Annotated in this window: 18 protein-coding genes and 1 pseudogene; 10 read left to right on the plus strand and 9 right to left on the minus strand. The window is 33.0% G+C overall.

Annotated features, from left to right (window positions below; all coding sequences use genetic code 11):
• Window positions 1-27: 27 nt before the first annotated feature.
• The 4 genes and pseudogenes from ACM55I_RS04030 to darT all read right to left on the minus strand — a co-directional run bounded on the left by ACM55I_RS04030 (window position 28) and on the right by darT (window position 5,377).
• Window positions 28-1,089: an efflux RND transporter periplasmic adaptor subunit gene (locus tag ACM55I_RS04030; RefSeq protein ID WP_416845488.1), complete on the minus strand. Its 1,062-nt coding sequence runs from the start codon at window positions 1,087-1,089 to the stop codon at window positions 28-30.
• A 306-nt stretch (window positions 1,090-1,395) separates the two neighbouring features.
• Window positions 1,396-3,501 carry an ATP-dependent DNA helicase RecG gene (gene recG / locus ACM55I_RS04035; protein ID WP_416845489.1) on the minus strand — a complete coding sequence of 702 codons (2,106 nt, stop codon included), beginning with the start codon at window positions 3,499-3,501 and terminating at the stop codon, window positions 1,396-1,398.
• A 247-nt stretch (window positions 3,502-3,748) separates the two neighbouring features.
• A complete protein-coding gene (gene darG / locus ACM55I_RS04040) occupies window positions 3,749-4,786 on the minus strand; it encodes a type II toxin-antitoxin system antitoxin DNA ADP-ribosyl glycohydrolase DarG (protein WP_465245404.1) in 1,038 nt (345 codons plus the stop codon).
• A 1-nt stretch (window position 4,787) separates the two neighbouring features.
• Window positions 4,788-5,377: pseudogene (gene darT / locus ACM55I_RS04045) on the minus strand (type II toxin-antitoxin system toxin DNA ADP-ribosyl transferase DarT).
• 304 nt (window positions 5,378-5,681) lie between these two features.
• On the opposite strand from darT, the gene ACM55I_RS04050 reads away from it, so the two are divergent.
• From ACM55I_RS04050 to ACM55I_RS04065, 4 genes are all read left to right on the plus strand, one after another.
• The gene (locus tag ACM55I_RS04050) at window positions 5,682-6,128 is read left to right on the plus strand and encodes a NanQ anomerase/TabA/YiaL family protein (RefSeq protein ID WP_416845491.1); all 447 of its coding nucleotides are present in this window, start codon (window positions 5,682-5,684) and stop codon (window positions 6,126-6,128) included.
• A 180-nt stretch (window positions 6,129-6,308) separates the two neighbouring features.
• Complete coding sequence (locus tag ACM55I_RS04055; RefSeq protein ID WP_416845492.1) at window positions 6,309-6,854, plus strand: DUF1697 domain-containing protein; 546 nt, start codon at window positions 6,309-6,311, stop codon at window positions 6,852-6,854.
• Between the two features lie 208 nt (window positions 6,855-7,062).
• Entirely contained in the window at window positions 7,063-7,485 is a 423-nt protein-coding gene (locus ACM55I_RS04060) for a hypothetical protein (RefSeq protein ID WP_416845493.1), read from the plus strand.
• 247 nt (window positions 7,486-7,732) lie between these two features.
• Window positions 7,733-9,217 carry an aminopeptidase P N-terminal domain-containing protein gene (locus ACM55I_RS04065; protein ID WP_416845494.1) on the plus strand — a complete coding sequence of 495 codons (1,485 nt, stop codon included), beginning with the start codon at window positions 7,733-7,735 and terminating at the stop codon, window positions 9,215-9,217.
• Between the two features lie 73 nt (window positions 9,218-9,290).
• Here the strand turns inward: ACM55I_RS04065 and ACM55I_RS04070 are convergent, their stop codons facing one another.
• Window positions 9,291-10,028, minus strand: a complete 738-nt coding sequence (locus ACM55I_RS04070) for a Dph6-related ATP pyrophosphatase (RefSeq protein WP_416845495.1) — start codon at window positions 10,026-10,028, stop codon at window positions 9,291-9,293.
• Window positions 10,029-10,132: 104 nt separating this feature from the next.
• Between ACM55I_RS04070 and ACM55I_RS04075 the strand changes: the two genes are divergently transcribed.
• Window positions 10,133-12,196, plus strand: a complete 2,064-nt coding sequence (locus tag ACM55I_RS04075) for a M1 family metallopeptidase (RefSeq protein WP_416845496.1) — start codon at window positions 10,133-10,135, stop codon at window positions 12,194-12,196.
• A gap of 162 nt (window positions 12,197-12,358) precedes the next feature.
• Here ACM55I_RS04075 and ACM55I_RS04080 read toward each other — a convergent pair whose 3' ends face one another.
• Window positions 12,359-12,880, minus strand: a complete 522-nt coding sequence (locus ACM55I_RS04080) for a DUF7935 family protein (protein ID WP_416845497.1) — start codon at window positions 12,878-12,880, stop codon at window positions 12,359-12,361.
• Between the two features lie 131 nt (window positions 12,881-13,011).
• Between ACM55I_RS04080 and ACM55I_RS04085 the strand changes: the two genes are divergently transcribed.
• The 3 genes from ACM55I_RS04085 to ACM55I_RS04095 all read left to right on the plus strand — a co-directional run bounded on the left by ACM55I_RS04085 (window position 13,012) and on the right by ACM55I_RS04095 (window position 16,965).
• A complete protein-coding gene (locus tag ACM55I_RS04085; RefSeq protein WP_416845586.1) occupies window positions 13,012-13,779 on the plus strand; it encodes a sulfite exporter TauE/SafE family protein in 768 nt (255 codons plus the stop codon).
• Between the two features lie 119 nt (window positions 13,780-13,898).
• Window positions 13,899-16,235: an ATP-dependent helicase gene (locus ACM55I_RS04090; protein ID WP_416845498.1), complete on the plus strand. Its 2,337-nt coding sequence runs from the start codon at window positions 13,899-13,901 to the stop codon at window positions 16,233-16,235.
• Window positions 16,236-16,344: 109 nt separating this feature from the next.
• The gene (locus ACM55I_RS04095) at window positions 16,345-16,965 is read left to right on the plus strand and encodes an L-threonylcarbamoyladenylate synthase (protein WP_416845499.1); all 621 of its coding nucleotides are present in this window, start codon (window positions 16,345-16,347) and stop codon (window positions 16,963-16,965) included.
• 301 nt (window positions 16,966-17,266) lie between these two features.
• On the opposite strand, the gene ACM55I_RS04100 is transcribed toward ACM55I_RS04095, so the two are convergent.
• The 3 genes from ACM55I_RS04100 to ACM55I_RS04110 all read right to left on the minus strand — a co-directional run bounded on the left by ACM55I_RS04100 (window position 17,267) and on the right by ACM55I_RS04110 (window position 19,624).
• Window positions 17,267-18,100, minus strand: coding sequence for an OmpA/MotB family protein (locus tag ACM55I_RS04100; protein ID WP_416845500.1), 834 nt, complete (start codon window positions 18,098-18,100; stop codon window positions 17,267-17,269).
• 74 nt (window positions 18,101-18,174) lie between these two features.
• A complete protein-coding gene (locus ACM55I_RS04105) occupies window positions 18,175-19,161 on the minus strand; it encodes a glycosyltransferase family 2 protein (RefSeq protein ID WP_416845501.1) in 987 nt (328 codons plus the stop codon).
• A 13-nt stretch (window positions 19,162-19,174) separates the two neighbouring features.
• Window positions 19,175-19,624 carry a type I restriction enzyme HsdR N-terminal domain-containing protein gene (locus ACM55I_RS04110; RefSeq protein WP_416845502.1) on the minus strand — a complete coding sequence of 150 codons (450 nt, stop codon included), beginning with the start codon at window positions 19,622-19,624 and terminating at the stop codon, window positions 19,175-19,177.
• Between the two features lie 91 nt (window positions 19,625-19,715).
• Here ACM55I_RS04110 and holA point away from each other — a divergent pair, with 91 nt between their 5' ends.
• Window positions 19,716-20,720, plus strand: coding sequence for a DNA polymerase III subunit delta (gene holA / locus ACM55I_RS04115; protein ID WP_416845503.1), 1,005 nt, complete (start codon window positions 19,716-19,718; stop codon window positions 20,718-20,720).
• Between the two features lie 59 nt (window positions 20,721-20,779).
• Window positions 20,780-20,962 carry a CAL67264 family membrane protein gene (locus ACM55I_RS04120; RefSeq protein WP_416845504.1) on the plus strand — a complete coding sequence of 61 codons (183 nt, stop codon included), beginning with the start codon at window positions 20,780-20,782 and terminating at the stop codon, window positions 20,960-20,962.
• Window positions 20,963-21,003 lie beyond the last annotated feature (41 nt).

Consider the following 21,003-nt stretch of genomic DNA (forward strand, 5'->3'; position numbering starts at 1 on the left):
ATAAATTATAAATCATAATTTATTAACTCATAACTTAACTTTCACCTTAACAGGAATTTCATCTTTTAATGACATTACAGCACTTGTCAAAACAGTATCTCCAGCTTTCAATCCTGAAAGAACCAGAATAGAAGCATCGGTTCTTGTTGCGGTTTCTATCATTACTTCTTTAGCTTTTCCATTACTTGAGATGAAAACTTTTTTCCCGTTTTGTACTGGAATAATAGCTTCAGAAGGAACTACAATGGCGTCTTTAATGATATCCAAAGGCAATTCAACATTCGCAAATGTTCCCGGTAATAATTTGCCGTTTCTGTTTTCTGCAATTGCTCGAACTTGTAATGTTCTTGTTGCTACTTCAACTCCTGGCTCGATGGCATAAACTTTAGCATTATATTTTTCAGGTGAACCTGAAATAGTAAAAGTTAATTGCGTATTTGTTTTTACTTGAGTTGCATATTTTTCAGGAATCGAAAAAGTAATTTTTAGTTTACCAATATTTACCAATTTTGCTACTAGAATAGTTGGTGTGATATACGTTCCAGGCGAAATAGAACGCAGTCCTATTTTTCCTGAAAATGGTGCTCTTACGGATGTTTTTGATATTTGAGCTTTTATCAGTTGACTTTGTGATTGTGCCGATCTTAAATCTGCTTTGGCAACATCATATTCTTCTTGACTGATGGCCTCTTTTTGCAATAATAATTTGGCTCTTCTTTCGTTTTCGGATGCTAAACCCTCTTTGGTGGTCATTTGTCTCAATTGCGCTCTTAGCTCAATATCATTCACTTTAAAAAGTACTTGTCCTTTGCTGACATTACTGCCTTCCTGAAAATAAATACCTTCAACAATACCAGAAACTTCACTTCTGATTTCTACTTGTTCATTTGCTTCAATAGATCCAGAAAGCGACAGATTATTATCAAAAGTTTGCGTCTTAACAATTATCCCACTTACGTTCATGGGTTTGTCTTTCCCGTTTTTATCTTTTGAGTTATCATTTTTGGAAATGTTTGTTGAAATTCGATAGGCAATAAAACTACCAATTCCAACAAGTAGTAAGGTGTAAACAAGGTATTTTAGTTTCATTTTTTATGGTATAAAGTAGGATTAAGTATCAGTTTTTTAGTTAAAAAACAAATTTAGGTTATAGAACTGAGATTAGTGGATTTGTTAATTTTTATTTAACGTTTGTACATACAAATATTAATATTAACAAAAAATAGTATTCACAAATTAATAGAAATACCCACAATACTATTGAAAATAAGACTTTTAAAAGATGAAATGGTTTAATCAGTAATTGAAAAAAGAAACATTTTTCGGAGAATTAATTCATTGGGGAGGAATTAATGATAGTTTTAAACATTTAAGAAATGTATTTCCTATATTTATTTAACTAATATAATTCCAAATGTTTTTCTTTTTGGTCATTTCTATGAAAATAGCTCTCAAAGCGGCATGTTCCGGTTTTTGCATTCCAGCATCCTCTTTAAGTAATTTTAAAGCATAATTTCTGGCTAATGCCAAAGTATCCCTGTCTCTTACTAAATCGGCAATTTGAAGATTTAAAACACCACTTTGTTGCGTTCCCATTAAATCGCCGGGACCACGAAGTTTCAAGTCGACTTCGGCAATTTCGAAACCATCATTAGTTTGCACCATCGTTTCCATTCTAGTTTTACTGTCAGAACTCAATTTATGGCTCGTCATCAGGATGCAATAACTTTGCTCCGCACCACGACCCACGCGACCCCGAAGTTGGTGCAATTGTGATAATCCAAACCGTTCCGCACTTTCAATAATCATCACACTGGCGTTAGGAACATTCACGCCAACTTCAATTACCGTTGTGGCGACCATAATATTGGTTTTTCCTTCCGAAAAGCGTTTCATTTCGGCATCTTTATCTGCCGGTTTCATTTTTCCGTGCAAGATTGAAATCGAATATTGCGGCAACGGAAAATCTCTGGAAATACTTTCGTAACCGTCCATTAAATCTTTGAAATCCATTTTCTCGGATTCCTGAATTAACGGATAAACAATATAGATTTGACGGCCCAAAGCAATTTCGTCCCGCAGGAATTTCCAAACCTTCAATCTGTTGCTGTCAAAACGGTGAACGGTTTGAATCGGTTTTCTTCCCGGTGGCAATTCATCAATCACTGAGATGTCTAAATCACCATACAAACTCATCGCTAAAGTTCTGGGAATAGGAGTGGCAGTCATCACCAAAACGTGTGGCGGAATTGTATTTTTTTTCCACAATTTAGAGCGTTGTTCTACGCCAAAACGGTGTTGTTCATCAATCACGGCTAAGCCTAAATTCTTAAATTTTACTTTGTCTTCCAGTAAAGCGTGCGTTCCGATGAGAATATGTAACGCACCGTTTTCCAGTTCTTCATGGATGATTCTGCGTTGCGCTATTTTGGTGGAACCCGTTAGGATTCTAATATTTATATTTAAAGTTTCGGCCAATTCGGATAAACCAATAAAATGCTGATTTGCTAGAATTTCCGTGGGTGCCATTAAGCACGCTTGGAAGCCATTATCGAGTGCCAAAAGCATACTCATAAAAGCCACAATGGTTTTTCCGGAACCTACGTCACCTTGCAGTAAACGGTTCATTTGGGCGTTGCTGCCCATGTCGGTTCGTATTTCTTTGATTACTCTTTTTTGGGCATTTGTCAATTGAAAAGGCAAATGATTCTGATAAAAATCATTGAAATATTCGCCTACGGTTGCAAACGGATGTCCTTTTATTTTATGCTTCCGAATCAGGTTTTTTGTTATTAATTGCAACTGAATAAAAAACAATTCCTCGAATATTAATCGGAATTTGGCTTTCGCCAAAACATCTGCGCTTTTTGGAAAATGTATGTTGAATAAAGCTGCTTTTTTAGGAATCAGTTTTAATTCGTTGATTAAATAATCTGGTAAAGTTTCCGTGAACAACGCTTGTGTTTCCAGAAACAATTGCTGCATCAGTTTATTAATCACCCGGTTCGAAATCCCGCGATTCGTCAAGGTTTCTGTTGAAGGATAAACGGGTTGCATAGCTGAACGCAGGCTTTGTTCGTGCTCTGTCATTAACTCAATTTCTGGATGCGCCATATTGAAAGCATTTCCAAAAGAGGTGCATTTCCCGAAAATCACACAGATTTCATTGAGCTTTAAACTCTCTCCAATCCATTTGTGTCCTTGAAACCAAACGAGTTCCATTTGGCCCGTATCATCCACAAAAGTCGCTACCAACCGTTTTTGATTCCTGCCAAATTCCACGGTTTTGATATTGATGATTTTACCGATAATCTGAACTTCGGCACTATTGTTTTGCAGTTCGTTGATCTTGTAATACCGCGTCCTATCAATGTATCTGTTTGGAAAAAAATTAACCAAATCCACGTACTTATAAATCCCCAATTCCTTACGCAGCAATTCGCCCCGATTGGGACCAACGCCTTTTAGGTATTCTATGGGAGTGAGTAGGAGGTTTTGCATTTAGATTTCTTTGGACACGGATGAAACGGATTTGCAAAAGCAAAATGCGGATTACAACAGGTTTTTAATTTGATGGAGCGAAAGTAGTTTTTTGTTTGGAAATTCTGAAATGGGAATGCTTGGATAGGTAAATTTGTAATATTTAATTATTTTCTATGAGTTATTTAAAAAACATAAAAAAAATCAAAGACTTAGAATTTATCTTTTAAACAGTATTTAAAGATTTTTCTACTTTAATAAATATAAATTAAAGATTATGATGTTTTTCTATATTATTGATTGCTATTTTTATAAATTTTGGGTTTTTAAATAACATTTTTTTTCTTTCACTCCACTGTTCTAAATGATTTATAATAATTTCTTCTGATTTTGTCTTTTTAGTATCTATTATGAAATCTATTGTTGATAATAATTCTAGACCAAATGAAGAATAAAACCCATTTAAGAATTTTTTGGTTTTGTCAACGACTATTTTATGATTTTGATTTTCAGACATATTCAAAAAATCTAATATTTCTTTTTCTGTATTTGCTCTTAAAAAAATTTCCTCAAAGGGCTTTTTATCTTTTGAACTATAACCGGTTATATAACTTCCATTCAAATAATATAATACATGTTTTACTTTTCCGGAATATGGACCATAAAAATTTGGTGTAAAATCTAATTTAAAAGATTCTCTTGCGCCAAAACGCTGTAAAAAATATGCTACTTTTTCAGCTGCAAATTCTGATACAAATTCACCATTTCTTACTAAATCAAATAAAACAGCCAATAACATTGCTCTTGCAGGTGTTAACTTAACACGTTCTTTTTTTAAAACTTCTTCTATTGCATTATTTGGTTGAAATATTATTATATCTGAATCTATATCTCTTAGATAATATTCCATCATTCGACGAACTTTATTCCAATCTAAACCGCCATTACCTGAGCCTAAAGGAGGAATTGCTATTGATTTAATATTTCTATTTTTGATTAACTCGGCAAGTTTTATTAATCCTTTTTCAATATAGTCGTATTCTGATGGTTTACGCCAATCATTTTTCGTAGGAAAATTAATTATTATTTTATTTCCATTTAAAAGAGAATGCTCTTCAGTGACTAATAATTCACCTATATTAAATTCATTGTTTTTACAAGCTTTAATATAAATTTTATAGTTTCCAGGAAATTGATTTTTAAATTGCAACGCAATTCCCTTACCCATAACTCCAACAGTATTTACGGTATTAACTAAAGCTTCTGCTTCACTTTCCAATAAATTCCCTTTTACAAATTTTAACATATTAAAAATAGAATTCGCTTTTTATTAAAATTTTATCATCTGGTATTCCTAATTGAAGAAGTTTGTTTTTTGCAGTTTGATTATAAACTGCAAAAATATTACTCGCAGAATGTGGTATGTCACTGGCGACTAAAAATTCTGCTTCTTTTCGTCTTTTTTTATCTAAATCATTATCGTCTTCCAATATGAATCTTTAATAGCTTTTAAATCGATTAATGTATCAATATTCGATACATTTATTGGTAAATAAAAACTGCTAAAACTATCTACTGCATGACCATCACTAAATACATAATCTATCCCATGTTGTATTATCTGCGAAACAGAGGTTACATAGTATACAATATCTTCCGCTTTTGTAGCTTTAACGCCATTAAATCCATTTTGAATCACGTACAACATTGGCATTCTATTCCAAAAATAAAAAGGAATATAATTTCCAATAGTTTTGCCGTTTGGCATTAAGAAACTATTTCGATTTCTTATTAAACTTCCATCTCCAATAGGTTGATAATTAACATTTGCATTAATTGAATCTATTTTTGTTATTCCATATTGCCACACATGACTAATATTGTCTATGTGTAACATTCTAAAAAGATAAATTTTGTTTAAATCCGGCACTTAAATATATTTCAACATCAAACTTACTTATTTCATTACAATTATCAAACGAATAACTAATTTAATTTTTTTTTGCTAAGATATTATGAAGTTGAATTTTGTTAACTTTAAGAGTTTCAAAACTTAATTTTATTTAATATTAATGGTTAAATTTTAAAATTAAACATAAGTTTAATCAAAAGCGAAATTGTGTTTTTTGACTTAAACTCAATATCTTCGCAAAAATAAAAAAGTTTATCGTGACAACTTACTGATCAATTAAAAATATAAAATGATACTAGATAAAATTGAAAATTATAAACTATATGAGAACCTGAGCGAAAGAATCGCTAAAGGATTTGAATTTATTAGAAACACCGATTTAACTCAAATAGAGTCGGGTAAATATCAAATTGACAATGATGCTGTTTTTGCAATTGTACAAGAATATGACACCAAGGAAGCTGAAGATTGTAAGTTAGAAGGACATACGAAGTATATCGATATTCAATATGTGATAAAAGGAGTTGAATTGATGGGAGTTACGACTAAAAAAAATCAAAAATTGATCCTTACGGATGAAGAAAAAGATTATTCTTTCTATGAAGGTGACTCCTCTTTAATTAGAGTAGAAGAAGGAATGTTTACTATATTTTTCCCGGATGATCTTCATAGACCTTGTGTAAAAGCGGATCAGATTTCTAAAGTAAAAAAAGTTGTTATAAAGGTGCAAATTTGATACTGAATTTATTCCTTGCTAGCAATGGCAACAATCGACAACTTTGCTAAAGATAAAAAACTATAAAAATAAGCTCGCTTAAGTCTTCTTGAGCGAGCTTATTTTTATCAGTAATCCCAATTAATTAAATTACGAATTCTGCTCCAAACACAATATCTTCGCAAAATAAAAAGCTAAATAATGACAACTCATCTCGCATTACTCCGTGGTATAAATGTTTCCGGTCACAGTATGATAAAAATGGAGGCACTAAAAACGACTTTGGAAGCCATTGGTTTTCAAAATGTGCAAACGTATATACAATCAGGAAATGTTTTTGTGGATACCGAAGAAGAAAATGCTGCAGCTGTTGGTTTCAAAATAAAGCAGGAAATTTTCAAGGCTTTTGGTCATGAAGTGCCTGTTGTGGTTATAAGCTCTACGGATTTAGAAGCGTGTTTCAATAACAATCCCTTTTTGAAAGAAAAAGACATAGACATTAAAAAATTATACGTGGCGTTTATTTCTACAGCGTTACAAAGCACCAGTATAAATGATTTGAAAATTAGTCAATTCAAGCCGGATGAAGCTAGTATTGATGGCAGCAGAATATTTATTAAATACGCTGTTGGAGCTGGGAAAACTAGATTTGATCAAAAATACATCGAGAAAAAACTGAATGTTACCGCAACTATCCGAAACTGGAATACCGTGACGCAGTTGCTGAAAATGTACGAGGAAAGATAAAATAAAACGCTTTTCAAGTAAAAAAATATGTCGCATATTCCCTGATTTTTTTATAATCAGAGAATCTGCGGCGTTTCATTTATACATGACAACGAATCAATAAATAATACCAATTTAAACCCTTTTTGACCTTAGAAAAAAATAATTATAATTTGACGCAACCTTTTATGATTATTGTTATCCAACTAATAGTTATAAAAACGGATACATGAAACATTTTGTCATTCTTGTTACTTTCCTTTCTATTTTTAATTCCTGTTCAAAGGATTCCGTGGCAACGGATAGTATGGGTTATCATGGAAAATGGACTTTGGTAAAAATGTCGGGTTCTATTCCTAATTCCGAAACGATGGGCACAGCTATGGAATGGCAAGAGTTTTATTTGTTCAACACTAATGGAACATTTACAAAATCAAGAGAAAGAAATGGGATTAAAATTACCATTTCGGGAACTTACGCTGCTACAAGTCATTCGGACGGAATGTATTTAGAATTAATATATCCCAATGATAGTGAGCTTATAGGCAGCTGTTATGGAAATCAAAAAGAGATACTTTATTTTACGGATAACAACAACTTGTCAAATACTTGGAAAAACTGTGATGGGCCTGGATTAGAATACAAAAAGTAAATTATAAGTGCAGGTTACAACATTTTTCATAAGATTTGGTTAGGGTTAATTCTAGGATTATGTGGCACTTTTGAAAAGAGTACTCGAAGTTTTTTAACTTTTGTGTGCTCTTTCTCTTTTTTTAGACTTAAATAACAAACAATTCTGAATGAAAAAGTTACATAATAAACACAAAATTATTTACATTTACTTCTAATTAACAATACAGAAGCGTAGCTGTAGCATTTAAAACCTAACTTATAAACAGATGACTTTTAGACTTTCTTTTATCCTCACAGTACTTTTTGTCTGTACTTCGATTGCTCAAAATGGAACTCCAAACGATTACTTATCGGCTCAATTTCACAAAGAACGTAGAGAGGCTTTGCGTAAAAAAATGCCAAATAATAGTGTGGCAGTATTTTTTGGAAATCCTGTTCGCAACCGAGCTAATGATGTTGATTATGTGTACCATCAAGATCCTGATTTTTATTACTTAACCGGATACAAAGAACCGAATTGTGTTTTAGTAGTTTTTTCGAATAATCAAACGGATAAAGATGGAAAAACCTATAATGAAATGCTTTACGTTCAGGAAAAAAATCCAAAAGCGGAGCAGTGGACCGGAATACGTTTAGGAACAGAAGGGGCTAAAAAAGATTTAGGTTTTGAGGTAGCGCTAAACGGGAAAGAGTTTCTCAACTCTGGGATTGATTATATGAGTTTTAACAATGTGCTATTTAAGGAATTTGAAAATGATAGCCGAAATTCAAAACGGGATAAAGCCGATTTATACAAATTGATTGAAGCTTTTAAAACTCAAATTGGATATGATGTAAAAGTAGAAAAGCAAGCCGATTCTAATTTGCAAAATGAAATTAATACTAAAAAAAGTATTACTGCAAAAAAAGCAAATACCGATACCAAATCGATTATAACTTTCATGGCGAGTTTGCGTGAGAAAAAATCCAAAGAAGAAATGGTTTTGCTTACCAAAGCGGTTCGAATTTCAGCAATGGGACAACGTGAAATTATGAAAGCGATGCATCCGGGAATGTCTGAAAGTGAAATACAAGGTGTACATGAATTTGTGTATAAAAAGTATGGTAGTGAGTTTGAAGGCTATCCATCAATCGTGGGAGCCGGAAATAATGGTTGTGTATTGCATTATATTGAAAACAGCAAAATGAAAGTGGAAAATGATTTGGTTCTAATGGATTTAGGGGCTGAATATCATGGTTATAGTGCGGATGTAACTCGAACTATTCCTGCGAACGGAAAATTCTCTAGCGAGCAAAAACTAATTTATGATTTAGTCTATGATGCTCAAGAAGCAGGAATTGCCACTGCAAAAATTGGAAACAGTATCAGCGCTACTGATGTGGCGGCACGTAAAATAATCAGTGATGGTTTAATCAAATTAGGAATTACTAAAACAGCAGATGAATCTAGAAAGTATTTTCCGCATGGGACCTCACATCACATTGGGTTAGATGTTCATGATCCAGGTTTGTATAATAATTTTGAAGAAAATATGGTGCTCACGGTAGAACCGGGAATTTATATCCCTAACGGAAGCGATTGTGATAAAAAATGGTGGGGAATAGCAGTGCGAATCGAAGATGATATTTTAATTACAGCTAATGGTCCTGTTAATTTATCTGGAGAAGCACCTAGAAAATCAAATGAAATTGAAGCTCTTATGAAAGAAAAAAGTGTTTTTGATAGTTTTTCTTTACCAAAATTGGATTAAAACCTTCTTTAGGATTATCTAAAAAAATTAAAACTCCGTTGTCTAACATGACTTCGGAGTTTTTTATTGAAAATTATTTTGCTATTAAGTCACAGTACCAAAATCCGAAATCATACGCATCAGAAGCACTCGTGTCACAAGCGGTATTAGAGGAATCTTGTTCTTTTGGCTTTTCGTATTTTCTATAAATAACTTCTCCAATTTCAAAATCTATCGGTTTAGAGAAAATCGGGCCATCAAAAGTAAACGTGTGAAATTCGCCATTTTCTCCGCATACATCCACGTTTTCAGGTAAATCGTTAATGAAATCCTGATCGATAACACGACCTACAAAGCTTTTGTCTAAAAATCGTTCGTTTACACAAACAACAATCGTTTTGAAACCCAGATTTATAAATTCTTGAATCAAATCTTGCGTTGGAATTTTCCAAAGCGGGAAAACACCTTCGAAACCTATTTCGGCTAATTTGCCTTCTCGGTATTTGCGTAAATCTTCCAGAAATATATCTCCAAAAATAGAATGTGTAACGCCTTGGTCTTTTAATTTTGACAATGTTTCCTGCATGACTTTCTCATAGACTTCCATTGTGGGCATTTCAGGAATTTGCATGATTTCAAGTGGCAATCCAATACTTTTGGCTTGTTGTTCCAATAATCCCACCCGAACACCATGCATAGAAATACGTTGGAACTGCTGGTTTACGCTGGTAAGCAAACAGGTAATTTCGAATTCTGAATTTTGGAATGTTTTGTATAAGGCAAGCGCAGAATCTTTTCCGCTGCTCCAATTAAATAGGGCTTTCTTTTTCAATGGGTTTTCTTGAGGTTTTTCTGTGGGTAAACTTACAAAATTTGTTCTATTAGTTTGGCAAACCTTTGTAACTTTGGAAATCTCAGTTTTAACCTTTGTAATCAATGAAATACCTTTTCCTACTACTATCTGCAATAACATTCGCCCAACAAACCCAGTCGGTAGATTTTAAAACTGTTCATGGACAAATAACAATTAATGCTAAAGATAAATCGGTAAGAGGAACAATTAGTTATTGGTTTGATGTTTTAAAACCAGTAGATACCATAAAAATTGACGCACAAAATATGGATTTTTCAGATGTAGAATTGAATCAAAAAGAAATTCAATTTACTACTAATGGAAAGCAAATTTTATTGATGTCCGCTTTCAAAAAAGGAACAAATAATATTAGTTTTAATTATGTTGCCAAGCCAAAGCAAGCCTTGTATTTTGTTGGTTCTGAAGAGAATGATAATGTGCAAATTTGGACACAGGGACAAGGAAAAAACACCAGCAATTGGTTGCCAAGTTTTGATGATGTGAATGAGAAAGTAATTTTTAGTTTAGAAGTCGTTGTTGATTCCAAATACCAAGTGATTTCTAACGGAATCTTAAAAAACAAGGTGAATAACAATTCGATGATATATTGGAGATTCAACATGCAAAAACCGATGAGTTCTTATTTACTGATGCTTGCCATTGGGAAATTTGAAAAGCAAACACAAAAATCAAATTCAGGAATTCCTTTAGAAATGTACTATGAATCCAAAGACAAATCGAAATTCGAACCAACGTATCGGTATTCAAAGCAGTTATTTGATTTTTTGGAAAAGGAAATAGGAGTGAAGTATCCTTGGGAAATTTATAAACAAGCTCCCGTTCGTGATTTTTTGTATGCCGGAATGGAAAATACTTCGGCAACTTTATTCTCCACGCGATATGTGGTTGATTTAACAGGTTTTGAAGACCGAAGCTATACGAATGTGAATGCACATGAATTGGCGCACCAATGGTTTGGTAATTTAGTCACTGCCGAAAGCAGCAAGCATCATTGGCTTCAGGAAGGTTTTGCAACCTATTATGCCTTATTGGCTGAAAAGGAAATTTACGGCGAAGATTATTTTTATTCCAAATTATATGAATCAGCGCAACAATTAAAGTTTGCTTCCAGAACCGATACAATTCCAGTTTTGAACGCAAAAGCCAGTTCGTTGACTTTCTATCAAAAAGGCGCTTGGGCATTGTATGTTTTACACGAAGCAATAGGCGATAAAGCTTTTAAAAAAGCAGTAAAAGGCTATTTGAAAAACCATTCATTTCAAACGGTAAATACGCAAGACTTCTTTGCTGAAATAAAAAAAGTGTCACATTATGACTTGAATAAATTTAGTAAAGTATGGCTTAAAACAACTAGTTTTAATACACTAGAGGCTAATGCTTTATTGAATAAAAATAAATCAATTCAGGTATTGTTTGAAGTGGAAAAATTAAAAAACAAATCCTTGTCGGAGAAAGAAGTTTTTTTCGCTAAAATACTACAATCTGATGTTTATTTTACGGTTAAAGAAGCAATAGTCAATCAATTGAAACTAGAAAAATTTGAAGATAAAGTGACTCTTTTAAGCTTGGCTTTGGAAACTAAAAACATAAAAGTACGTCAAGCGGTTGCAGCATCACTAAATGAAATTCCGGAAAGTTTTAGATTGCAATATGAAACTTTACTCAATGATAAATCCTATCAAACACAAGAAATAGTATTATATAATTTATGGAATAATTTTCCGGAACAACGCGCTAGATATTTGGATAAATCAAAAGAATGGATCGGTTTTAGTGACTTTAATCTGCGAACTTTATGGTTATCGTTAGCATTATCGACACCTAATTATTCAATAAATAAAGAACAATTAATAGATGAATTAATTAATTATTCATCGTCTAATTACGAAGCAACCATTCGTCAAGATGCTTTAGAGAAACTACTTGCTTTTAATATAATCAATGATGAAGTATTGCTAAATTTGGTAAAAGCGACAACACATCACATGTGGCAATTTTCGAAATTTGGAAGAGATAACATTAGAAGATTATTGAAGAATGCTATGATGAGAGTTTCTTTCGAAAGAATTCTGCCGAATTTAAATGAAAGCGAACAATTTCAATTAAATCGGTTAGTGAAAGAATAGCAATTAAACATAGAATTTTGTCTGCTATTTTTTTTACTTAAATGAACTTATATTCCTTATATGGTTTGTATTTATCACCATATAAGGAATATAAGTTCATTTAAGAAATGGTTTTATTATTGAATTTTGTTGGAATAAAACAAAACGGATGGTGACAATATTCTACCACAATTGCCCCACTTCGTTTTTGATATACGCCAAAGCCGCATTACTGGGAGATTGTTTTTCCATTAAATCATTCAAAAGCACTTCACGCAATTTATCTGCGCTATCCACACGGTCGTTCCTATTTGCCTTACGAATCATTTGAATTGTAGCATTTTTAGCTGTCACAATAATAGTCCAACATTCATCAGATATATAAATTTGTTGCGTCAAATTATGTTCAAATTCCTGTTCGATTTGTGCAATTATAAGATTTTCATAATCGTTTTTATCTTGTGAAAGAGGAGCAATTCGAATCAATAATTTTGTAGGATTGATGCGTTCCATGTACAGCGTCATGCGCTCAAAAGCTTGTAAACGTAAGGGTAAAGCGTTTTTTTGTGCTTCTTTGTTTAATAAATAACGGCGTCTTCCTTCCTCGTTTTTGGTATGAAGATCAAAAAAATAATAGGCCACAACCCCTGTAACAACTGCCGGTAAAGTATAACTTAGTAATTCTATGATTGGTATTGATTCCATTTTTATTTTAAGATTTATTAAAGCAAAAATATACTTTTTTGAGTATAAATCAACTTGATTTTATTAGCAATAAATCAATTCGAATAGTATTTTTACCATTTATACCAGAATATTTAATCTCGATTATTAGAATGGAAACGTACGTGTTAGTTTTACTTTGTTTAGCCGCTTTTGCCGCAGGATTTATAGATGCTATTGTAGGCGGCGGCGGACTGATACAAACACCTATGGGGTTGATATTATTGCCTAATTTACCAGTTTCAACAGTTATTGGAACCTTAAAAGTTCCTGCTTTTAGCGGTACCTCTTTTGCGGCTTATCAATATCTTAAAAAGGTAGATATGAACTGGAAATTGCTTGGGATTATGATGCTGTTAGCTTTTCCTTCGGCATTTTTAGGCTCAACATTATTGACCTATGTGACTAATGATTTTATGAAACCATTATTGCTGGTTGTCCTTTCATTTTTAGTGGTTTATACCTACGCAAAGAAGAATTTTGGGCAACATGTTGAAAAGACACATTCGCCCAGAACACAAATCCTTAATGCGATTGGAATCAGTTTTATAGTGGGTTTGTACGATGGGTTTATTGGTCCTGGAACAGGTAGTTTTCTAGTCGTGGCATTTATCGCTATCATGGGATTTGATTTTTTGCACGCTTCCGCAAATGCTAAAATGGTGAATCTTTCGACTAACTTTGGTTCCATTTGTCTGTTTATTTTGAAAGGCAAAATTATTTGGGCAATAGCAATACCAATGGCTGCCAGTAATGCTATTGGCGGATGGATTGGGGCAAAACTAGCTATAAACAAAGGGAATAGTTTTATTCGGATTTTCTTTTTGGTTGTTGTAATCGGTACATTAATTCGATTTGCCTACGATGTGTTTTTCAAATAATAAATACAAGAATATCTTATTAAAATGAATAGCAAAATGAATTAACCAATTGTTATTTTTTGGTACTTAAAACCTCATTCAAAATCGCTATTTTTGCATAATATAATTTAAAAATTTCCATGCATAAATATATCGATCAACTAAACGAAGCGCAACGCGAACCCGTTTTACAAAAAGACGGTCCTATGATAATTATTGCAGGAGCAGGTTCTGGTAAAACGCGGGTGTTGACCATAAGAATTGCTTATTTGATGAATCAGGGAATAGATGCGTTCAGCATTTTGTCTTTGACTTTTACCAACAAAGCAGCTCGAGAAATGAAAAAGCGTATCTCTGATATTGTAGGTGCTGGTGAGGCCAAAAATCTTTGGATGGGAACCTTTCACTCTGTTTTTGCTCGAATTCTTCGTTCAGAAGCGGAACATTTAGGCTATCCTTCGAATTTTACTATTTATGATTCTCAAGATTCACTGCGTGCAATTTCAGGAATTATCAAAGAAATGCAATTGGACAGAGATGTATACAAACCAAAACAGGTTTTAAGTAGGATTTCCAATTTTAAAAATAGTTTGATTACGGTAAAAGCTTATTTTAATGATCTTGATTTGCAAGAAGCTGATGCCATGTCTAAAAAACCTCGAATGGGGGAAATTTATCAGAATTACGTAGACCGATGTTTCAAAGCAGGAGCAATGGATTTTGATGATTTGTTATTGAAAACTAATGAGTTGTTGACTCGTTTTCCAGAAGTTTTGGCTAAATATCAAAACCGTTTTCGTTACATATTGGTAGATGAGTACCAAGATACGAATCACTCTCAATATTTGATTGTTAGAGCATTATCAGATAAATTTCAGAATATCTGTGTGGTAGGTGATGATGCACAAAGTATCTATGCATTTCGTGGGGCAAACATCAATAATATCCTTAATTTCCAGAAAGATTATGAAGGGGTGAAAACCTTTCGATTGGAACAAAATTACCGCTCAACAAAAAATATTGTTGAAGCGGCTAATACTATCATCGATAAAAATAAAGTCAAGCTTGATAAAATAGTTTGGACAGCCAACGATTTTGGTCCGAAAATAAAAGTGCACCGCAGTTTAACCGATAACGAGGAAGGTCGATTTGTTGCTAGTACCATTTGGGAGCAAAAAATGCAAAACCAATTAAATAATGGTGCTTTTGCTATTTTGTATCGTACCAATGCACAATCTCGTGCAATGGAAGATGCGTTGAGAAAAAGAGATATTCCGTATCGAATTTATGGTGGACTTTCATTTTATCAAAGGAAAGAAGTAAAGGATGTATTGTGTTATTTGCGATTGGTTATCAATCCGAAAGATGAGGAAGCATTGGTTCGGGTAATCAATTATCCGGCTCGTGGAATTGGGAATACTACAATCGAAAAATTAACCATTGCGGCCAATCATTACAAGCGTTCTATTTTTGAAGTGATGCAAAATATTGAGAGAATAGACTTAAAACTGAATTCGGGAACCAAACAAAAGCTACTTGATTTTGTTACTATGATTCAAAGTTTTCAAGCCATAAATGAAAATCAGGATGCCTTTTATCTTGCTGATCACGTTGCCAAGAAAACGGGATTGGTTCAGGAATTAAAGAAAGATGCAACTCCTGAGGGAATGGCTAAAATCCAAAATATTGAAGAATTATTAAACGGTATCAAGGATTTCACCGAAGGACAAAAAGAAGTTGATGGCGCCCGTGGTGCATTATCTGAGTTTATGGAAGATGTGGCTTTGGCGACGGATTTAGATAAAGATACCAGCGACGAAGATCGTGTAGCGTTAATGACGATTCACTTAGCCAAAGGATTGGAATTTCCTCATGTTTTCGTGGTAGGGATGGAAGAGGATTTATTTCCGAGTGCTATGAGTATGAGTACCAGGAGCGAACTGGAAGAAGAACGTCGCTTATTTTATGTGGCTTTGACAAGAGCGGAGCATCAAGCCTATTTGACATACGCACAATCCCGTTACCGTTGGGGAAAATTAACGGATAGTGAACCTTCGCGTTTTATTGAGGAAATCGACAGTCAGTATTTAGAATATATGACTCCTCCTGAAAATAATTACCGTTATAAACCAATGATTGATAGTGATATTTTTGGTGATGTAGATAAATCCAAATTGCGTTTGGCAAAACCAATAGGAAGTACACCTCCAAAACAGGTTACCGATAATGAACCCAAATTGGATATAAATATTCGTAAATTGAAACCAGTTTCTAGTAATACCGCTTCTTCTGGAAGTGCAAATTTATTTGATAACAAACTCGTTGCAGGAAATGTGGTTATGCACGAACGCTTTGGAAAAGGACATGTCGTCAACTTGGAAGGTGTTGGCGCTGATAAAAAAGCCGAAATAAAATTTGAAATCGGTGGAATCAAGAAATTATTATTGCGATTTGCAAAATTGGATATTATAGGATAGTATTCAGTTGTCAGTTTTTCAGTGTTGAGTAACAGAGTAAATCTAGAACTAGATGTCTGAAATTTTAAATCAGGAAATCAAAAAATCGTTAATCAAAATCTTCAATCTCATGGCTCAATTTATAAAAATATACGCAGACAAACCTAACGAAGCGGCAATTGCTAAAGTAGTTAAAGTTCTTAAAGATGGCGGTTTAGTAATTTATCCAACAGATACCGTTTACGGATTAGGATGTGATATTACCAATACCAAAGCACTCGAACGCATTGCTAAGATAAAAGGAATTAAGCTGGATAAAGCTAATTTCTCCTTCATTTGTCACGATTTGAGCAATTTATCGGATTATGTAAAGCAAATTGATACCGCTACTTTTAAACTCTTAAAAAGAGCTTTGCCAGGACCGTACACCTTTATTTTACCGGGAAATAATAACCTACCAAAAGAATTCAAAAAGAAAACGACTGTTGGTATTCGGGTTCCTGATAATGCGATTGCACTGGAAATTGTTCGTCAATTAGGTAATCCAATTGTTTCCACTTCAATCCACGATGATGATGACGTGATAGAATACACCACAGATCCAGAGCTTATTTTTGAGAAATGGCAAAACCTCGTTGATTTGGTGATTGATGGCGGTTATGGTGATAATGTGGGATCGACTATTATTGATTTGTCTGGTGATGAACCTATTGTGGTAAGAGAAGGAAAAGGAAGTTTGGATATTTTATAATAAATTTAAATTTATGGCAAAATTTTTGCAGGGATAGTATTAATATTTACAGAACGGATTTAAATACTATCTAGGTTTTACTATAAAGTAATGTTGTTCTTGATTATATTTAATTGGTTATTAAAAAAAATTATGGATGCATAGAAAGTAGGTCATTGACCTGCTTTTATTGTTTAATAGTGTTACGCTAGTATTTGGTCATTCATTTAAACAAGAATGAAAATTGAAAAAGCAAAAAAAAACGTCTCGAATGTCGAGACGTTTTTTGTTTTAAATTGCAACTGCAATTTGCAAACAGAAACTATTGTTTTTGTTTTTTCATTTCTTTTTCAATCATTTCGTAGAATTGATCAATTTTAGGCAATACAACGATACGTGTTCTTCTATTACGAGCTCTGTTTTCAGCAGAATCATTTGCAACTAAAGGAACGTAAGAGCTTCTTCCCGCCGCAATTAATTGCTCTGGTTTAACACCCAACTGATTCGTCAATACTCGAATTATAGAAGTAGAACGTTTCACACTTAAATCCCAGTTGTCAAGTAAAACACCGTTTCCAAGGTAAGGAACGCTATCCGTGTGTCCTTCAACCATACATTCAAAATCAGGTTTGTCATTCACAACCTTAGCCACTTTAGCCAATACTGCTTTTGCTTTATCCGTTACATCATAACTTCCAGTTTTAAATAACAATTTGTCTGCAATAGAGATAAATACAACTCCTTTTTCAACATTTATTTCGATATCTGGGTCAGAAATTCCAACAGCACTTTTTAAACTAGTTACAACAGCAAGAGTAACACTGTCTTTTTTAGTTAATGCATCTTGCATTCTGCTGATTTTCAAATCTTTTTCTTTGATAGATTCTAAAGCTTTCTCAATATTTTCAGCCCCTTTAGTGGTCAATACCGTCATGTCTTTTGACGTATTGATCAATGTTTGATTATGTTCTTTTAAACCGGCTACAGTAGCTGAAAGTCCCGCTTTTTCTTCCAAGCAAGAATTTAATTTTACGGTAGCAGAATTCAATAAATCTTGGGTTTCTTTGTTTCTGGCTTCTAAGTCAGTGTATTTCTTTTTAGAAACACAAGAAGTTAAAAGGGCCAATACTGATAAGGCAATTACTATTTTTCTCATAATTTTTTTTTAAAGATTTGATTTGTAAATTTAGTTTTTAAATGTTAGAAGTTATACATAAATTAATGTTAAAATTATTTTGCAAAAACCTTGCCATTGTTAATGTAATAGGAACAAACGATGCTTTTTGTATTGTAGTATTTTTTCGATTGAAATTTCTCTCTTTTTTTTAAATTACTTAAAAACAATAGATAAAATGAACCATGTGCTTTTAATATCGCTAAAAAATGATTGAATTTTCCTTTAGAAAGAAATTGTAATCCGGCAATTCCATCCAGAATCATCCTGCAAAATAGAATCCAGTACAATTTATTTTTAGGTAAATTTTTAGTCAACATTAATAAGGAATTTCTAAAATTCAAATACGTTTTCTTTGGATTTCCTTGTTGCAAAGTGGCTCCGCCAACATGATAAACAATAGATTCCGAATTGTATTTTATTTTATATCCTTTATTGGTTGCACGCCAGCATAAATCAATCTCTTCCTGATGGGCAAAAAAGTCAGCATCAAAACCTTGTAATTCCTTATAAACTGAGCTTCGTATAAAAAAGCACGCTCCGGAAGCCCAAAATATCTCACAATTATCATTGTATTGCCCGTTATCTTTTTCTAAAGTATCAAAAATGCGCCCACGACAATAAGGATAACCATATTCATCTATAAATCCTCCCGCAGCACCAGCATATTCAAAATATTCTTTACGCTTAAAATCTAATATTTTAGGCTGGATAATAGCTGTTTCGGCTTCATTTTCAAAAGTTTTAAGAATAGGCTGTAGCCAATTTTTAGTAACTTCAATGTCGGAATTGACCAAAGCGTAAATCTCTGCATCAATGTGTTTCAATGCTTCATTATAACCGCCGGCAAAACCTAAATTAGTATCGTTTTTTACATTTTTAACAGATGGGAAATTAGCCAATACAAATGAAATGGAATCATCTGTTGAAGCATTATCGGCAATATATATAGTAGCTTCGGGTGAATATTGTACTACCGAAGGTAAAAATTGTTCTAATAATTGTACCCCGTTCCAATTGAGTATGACAACAGCTATTTTCATTTAGATTATTTGATTATTGGATTTCATACATTGGTAATTCAGGTAAAAACTGATATTTTTCATTTTCAAAATCCATTTGGCAAAAGTAATGATTCAATCCATTGGTCACCATCAAAAATTGTGCTTGCATCGTCATATTGTAACGGGCAATTTGGTCGAAAGTCGCTTGTGCAATTTTTATTTCGGGTGCTTTGCATTCAATCAAAATGAAAATAGAACCATCAGGATTAAAAACTACAACATCGTATCTTTTGCGCAAGCCATTGACTTTTAGTACTTTTTCTACATTTATCAATGATTTAGGATATTTTTTTTCTTCCAATAAAAACTGGACTACATGCTGACGAACCCATTCTTCAGGTGTAAGAATGATAAATTTTTTCCTTATTTCATCAAAAATGGAGACTTTATTTTCGCTATTTTTGAACCGAAAGTTATAAAGTTGAAAATTTAGTTTTTGCATAAAGCAAAAGTATTAAATAAGTTTAAAATTTAAAGTTTAAAGTTTCATTAGAAGCAACAAACTTTAATTTTTAAACTTTAAACAAAAAGAAATGGACGAGGTTGTAAAAATTGTAAATGATATAAAAAGCGGCAACATCAAACCCATCTATTTTTTGATGGGAGAAGAGCCCTATTATATTGACAAATTATCTGATTATATAGAAGAAAAAGTATTAACCGAAGAGGAAAAGGGCTTTAATCAAACTGTTTTGTATGGAAGGGATGTTTCAATAGAAGATATTATTTCAACCGCTAAAAGGTATCCGATGATGGCAGAACGCCAAGTTGTGATTGTAAAAGAAGCACAGGATTTGATTCGGACGATTGATAAATTGGAAAATTATGCCGAAAACCCAATGTCATCAACTGTTTTGGTTTTTTGTTACAAATATAAGACGTTGGATAAACGTAAAAAATTGACAAAACTATTAGCGAAGCATGGTGTCGTTTATGAAAGTAAAAAATTATACGAAAACCAAGTAGGCGAGTGGATTAAACGTGTTTTGGCAGGGAAAAAATATTCGATTGAACCTAAGGCAAATGCCATGTTAGTGGAATTTTTAGGGACGGATTTAAGCAAAATAAACAACGAACTCGAAAAGTTACAGATTATTCTGCCTGCTGGAAGTACAATAACTCCAAAGCATATTGAGGAAAATATAGGTTTCAGTAAAGATTTTAATGTATTTGAATTGCGAAAAGCATTAGGAGAACGAAACCAACTAAAAGCCTACACCATTGCCGAAAATTTTGCCCAAAATCCAAAAGACAATCCCATGGTGATGACTACCAGTTTGGTTTTTGGTTTTTTTATTCAATTACTGAAATACCACGGATTAAAAGATAGAAATCCTAAAAATGTTGCCGCAGTATTAGGCGTAAATCCTTTCTTTTTGAAAGAATATGATGTGGCGTTGAAGAATTATCCAATGAAAAAAGTGAGTCAAATTATTGGGGCTTTAAGGGATATTGATGTAAAAAGTAAAGGTGTTGGTGCTAATGCGTTGTCACAATCGGATTTATTAAGAGAAATGCTTTATAAAATATTTAATTAGCGGCTAAAATTACCGATATTTGCACTCCGAAACTTCGAGACAAAATAATTTACCTAAATATGGGAATGAATAAAAATACTATCTTAGGTTGGGCTACTTTAATAATGATCATAATGGGTTTGTTGCTTATAGGTTTAGGCGCTTTCAGATATGATGATGTAGCCGGTTGGGGATTTGCGGCCGCAGGGGTTGGCTTTTTGGCTAATGCTTGGGTTTTTAGTTCGCTTAAAGGCAGACTTTAATAGTTATTTTAAATGTTAAATGTTAAATTTTTAAATTAAAA

This window comes from Flavobacterium algoris (assembly GCF_048158525.1).
Taxonomy (GTDB): Bacteria; Bacteroidota; Bacteroidia; order Flavobacteriales; family Flavobacteriaceae; genus Flavobacterium; species Flavobacterium algoris.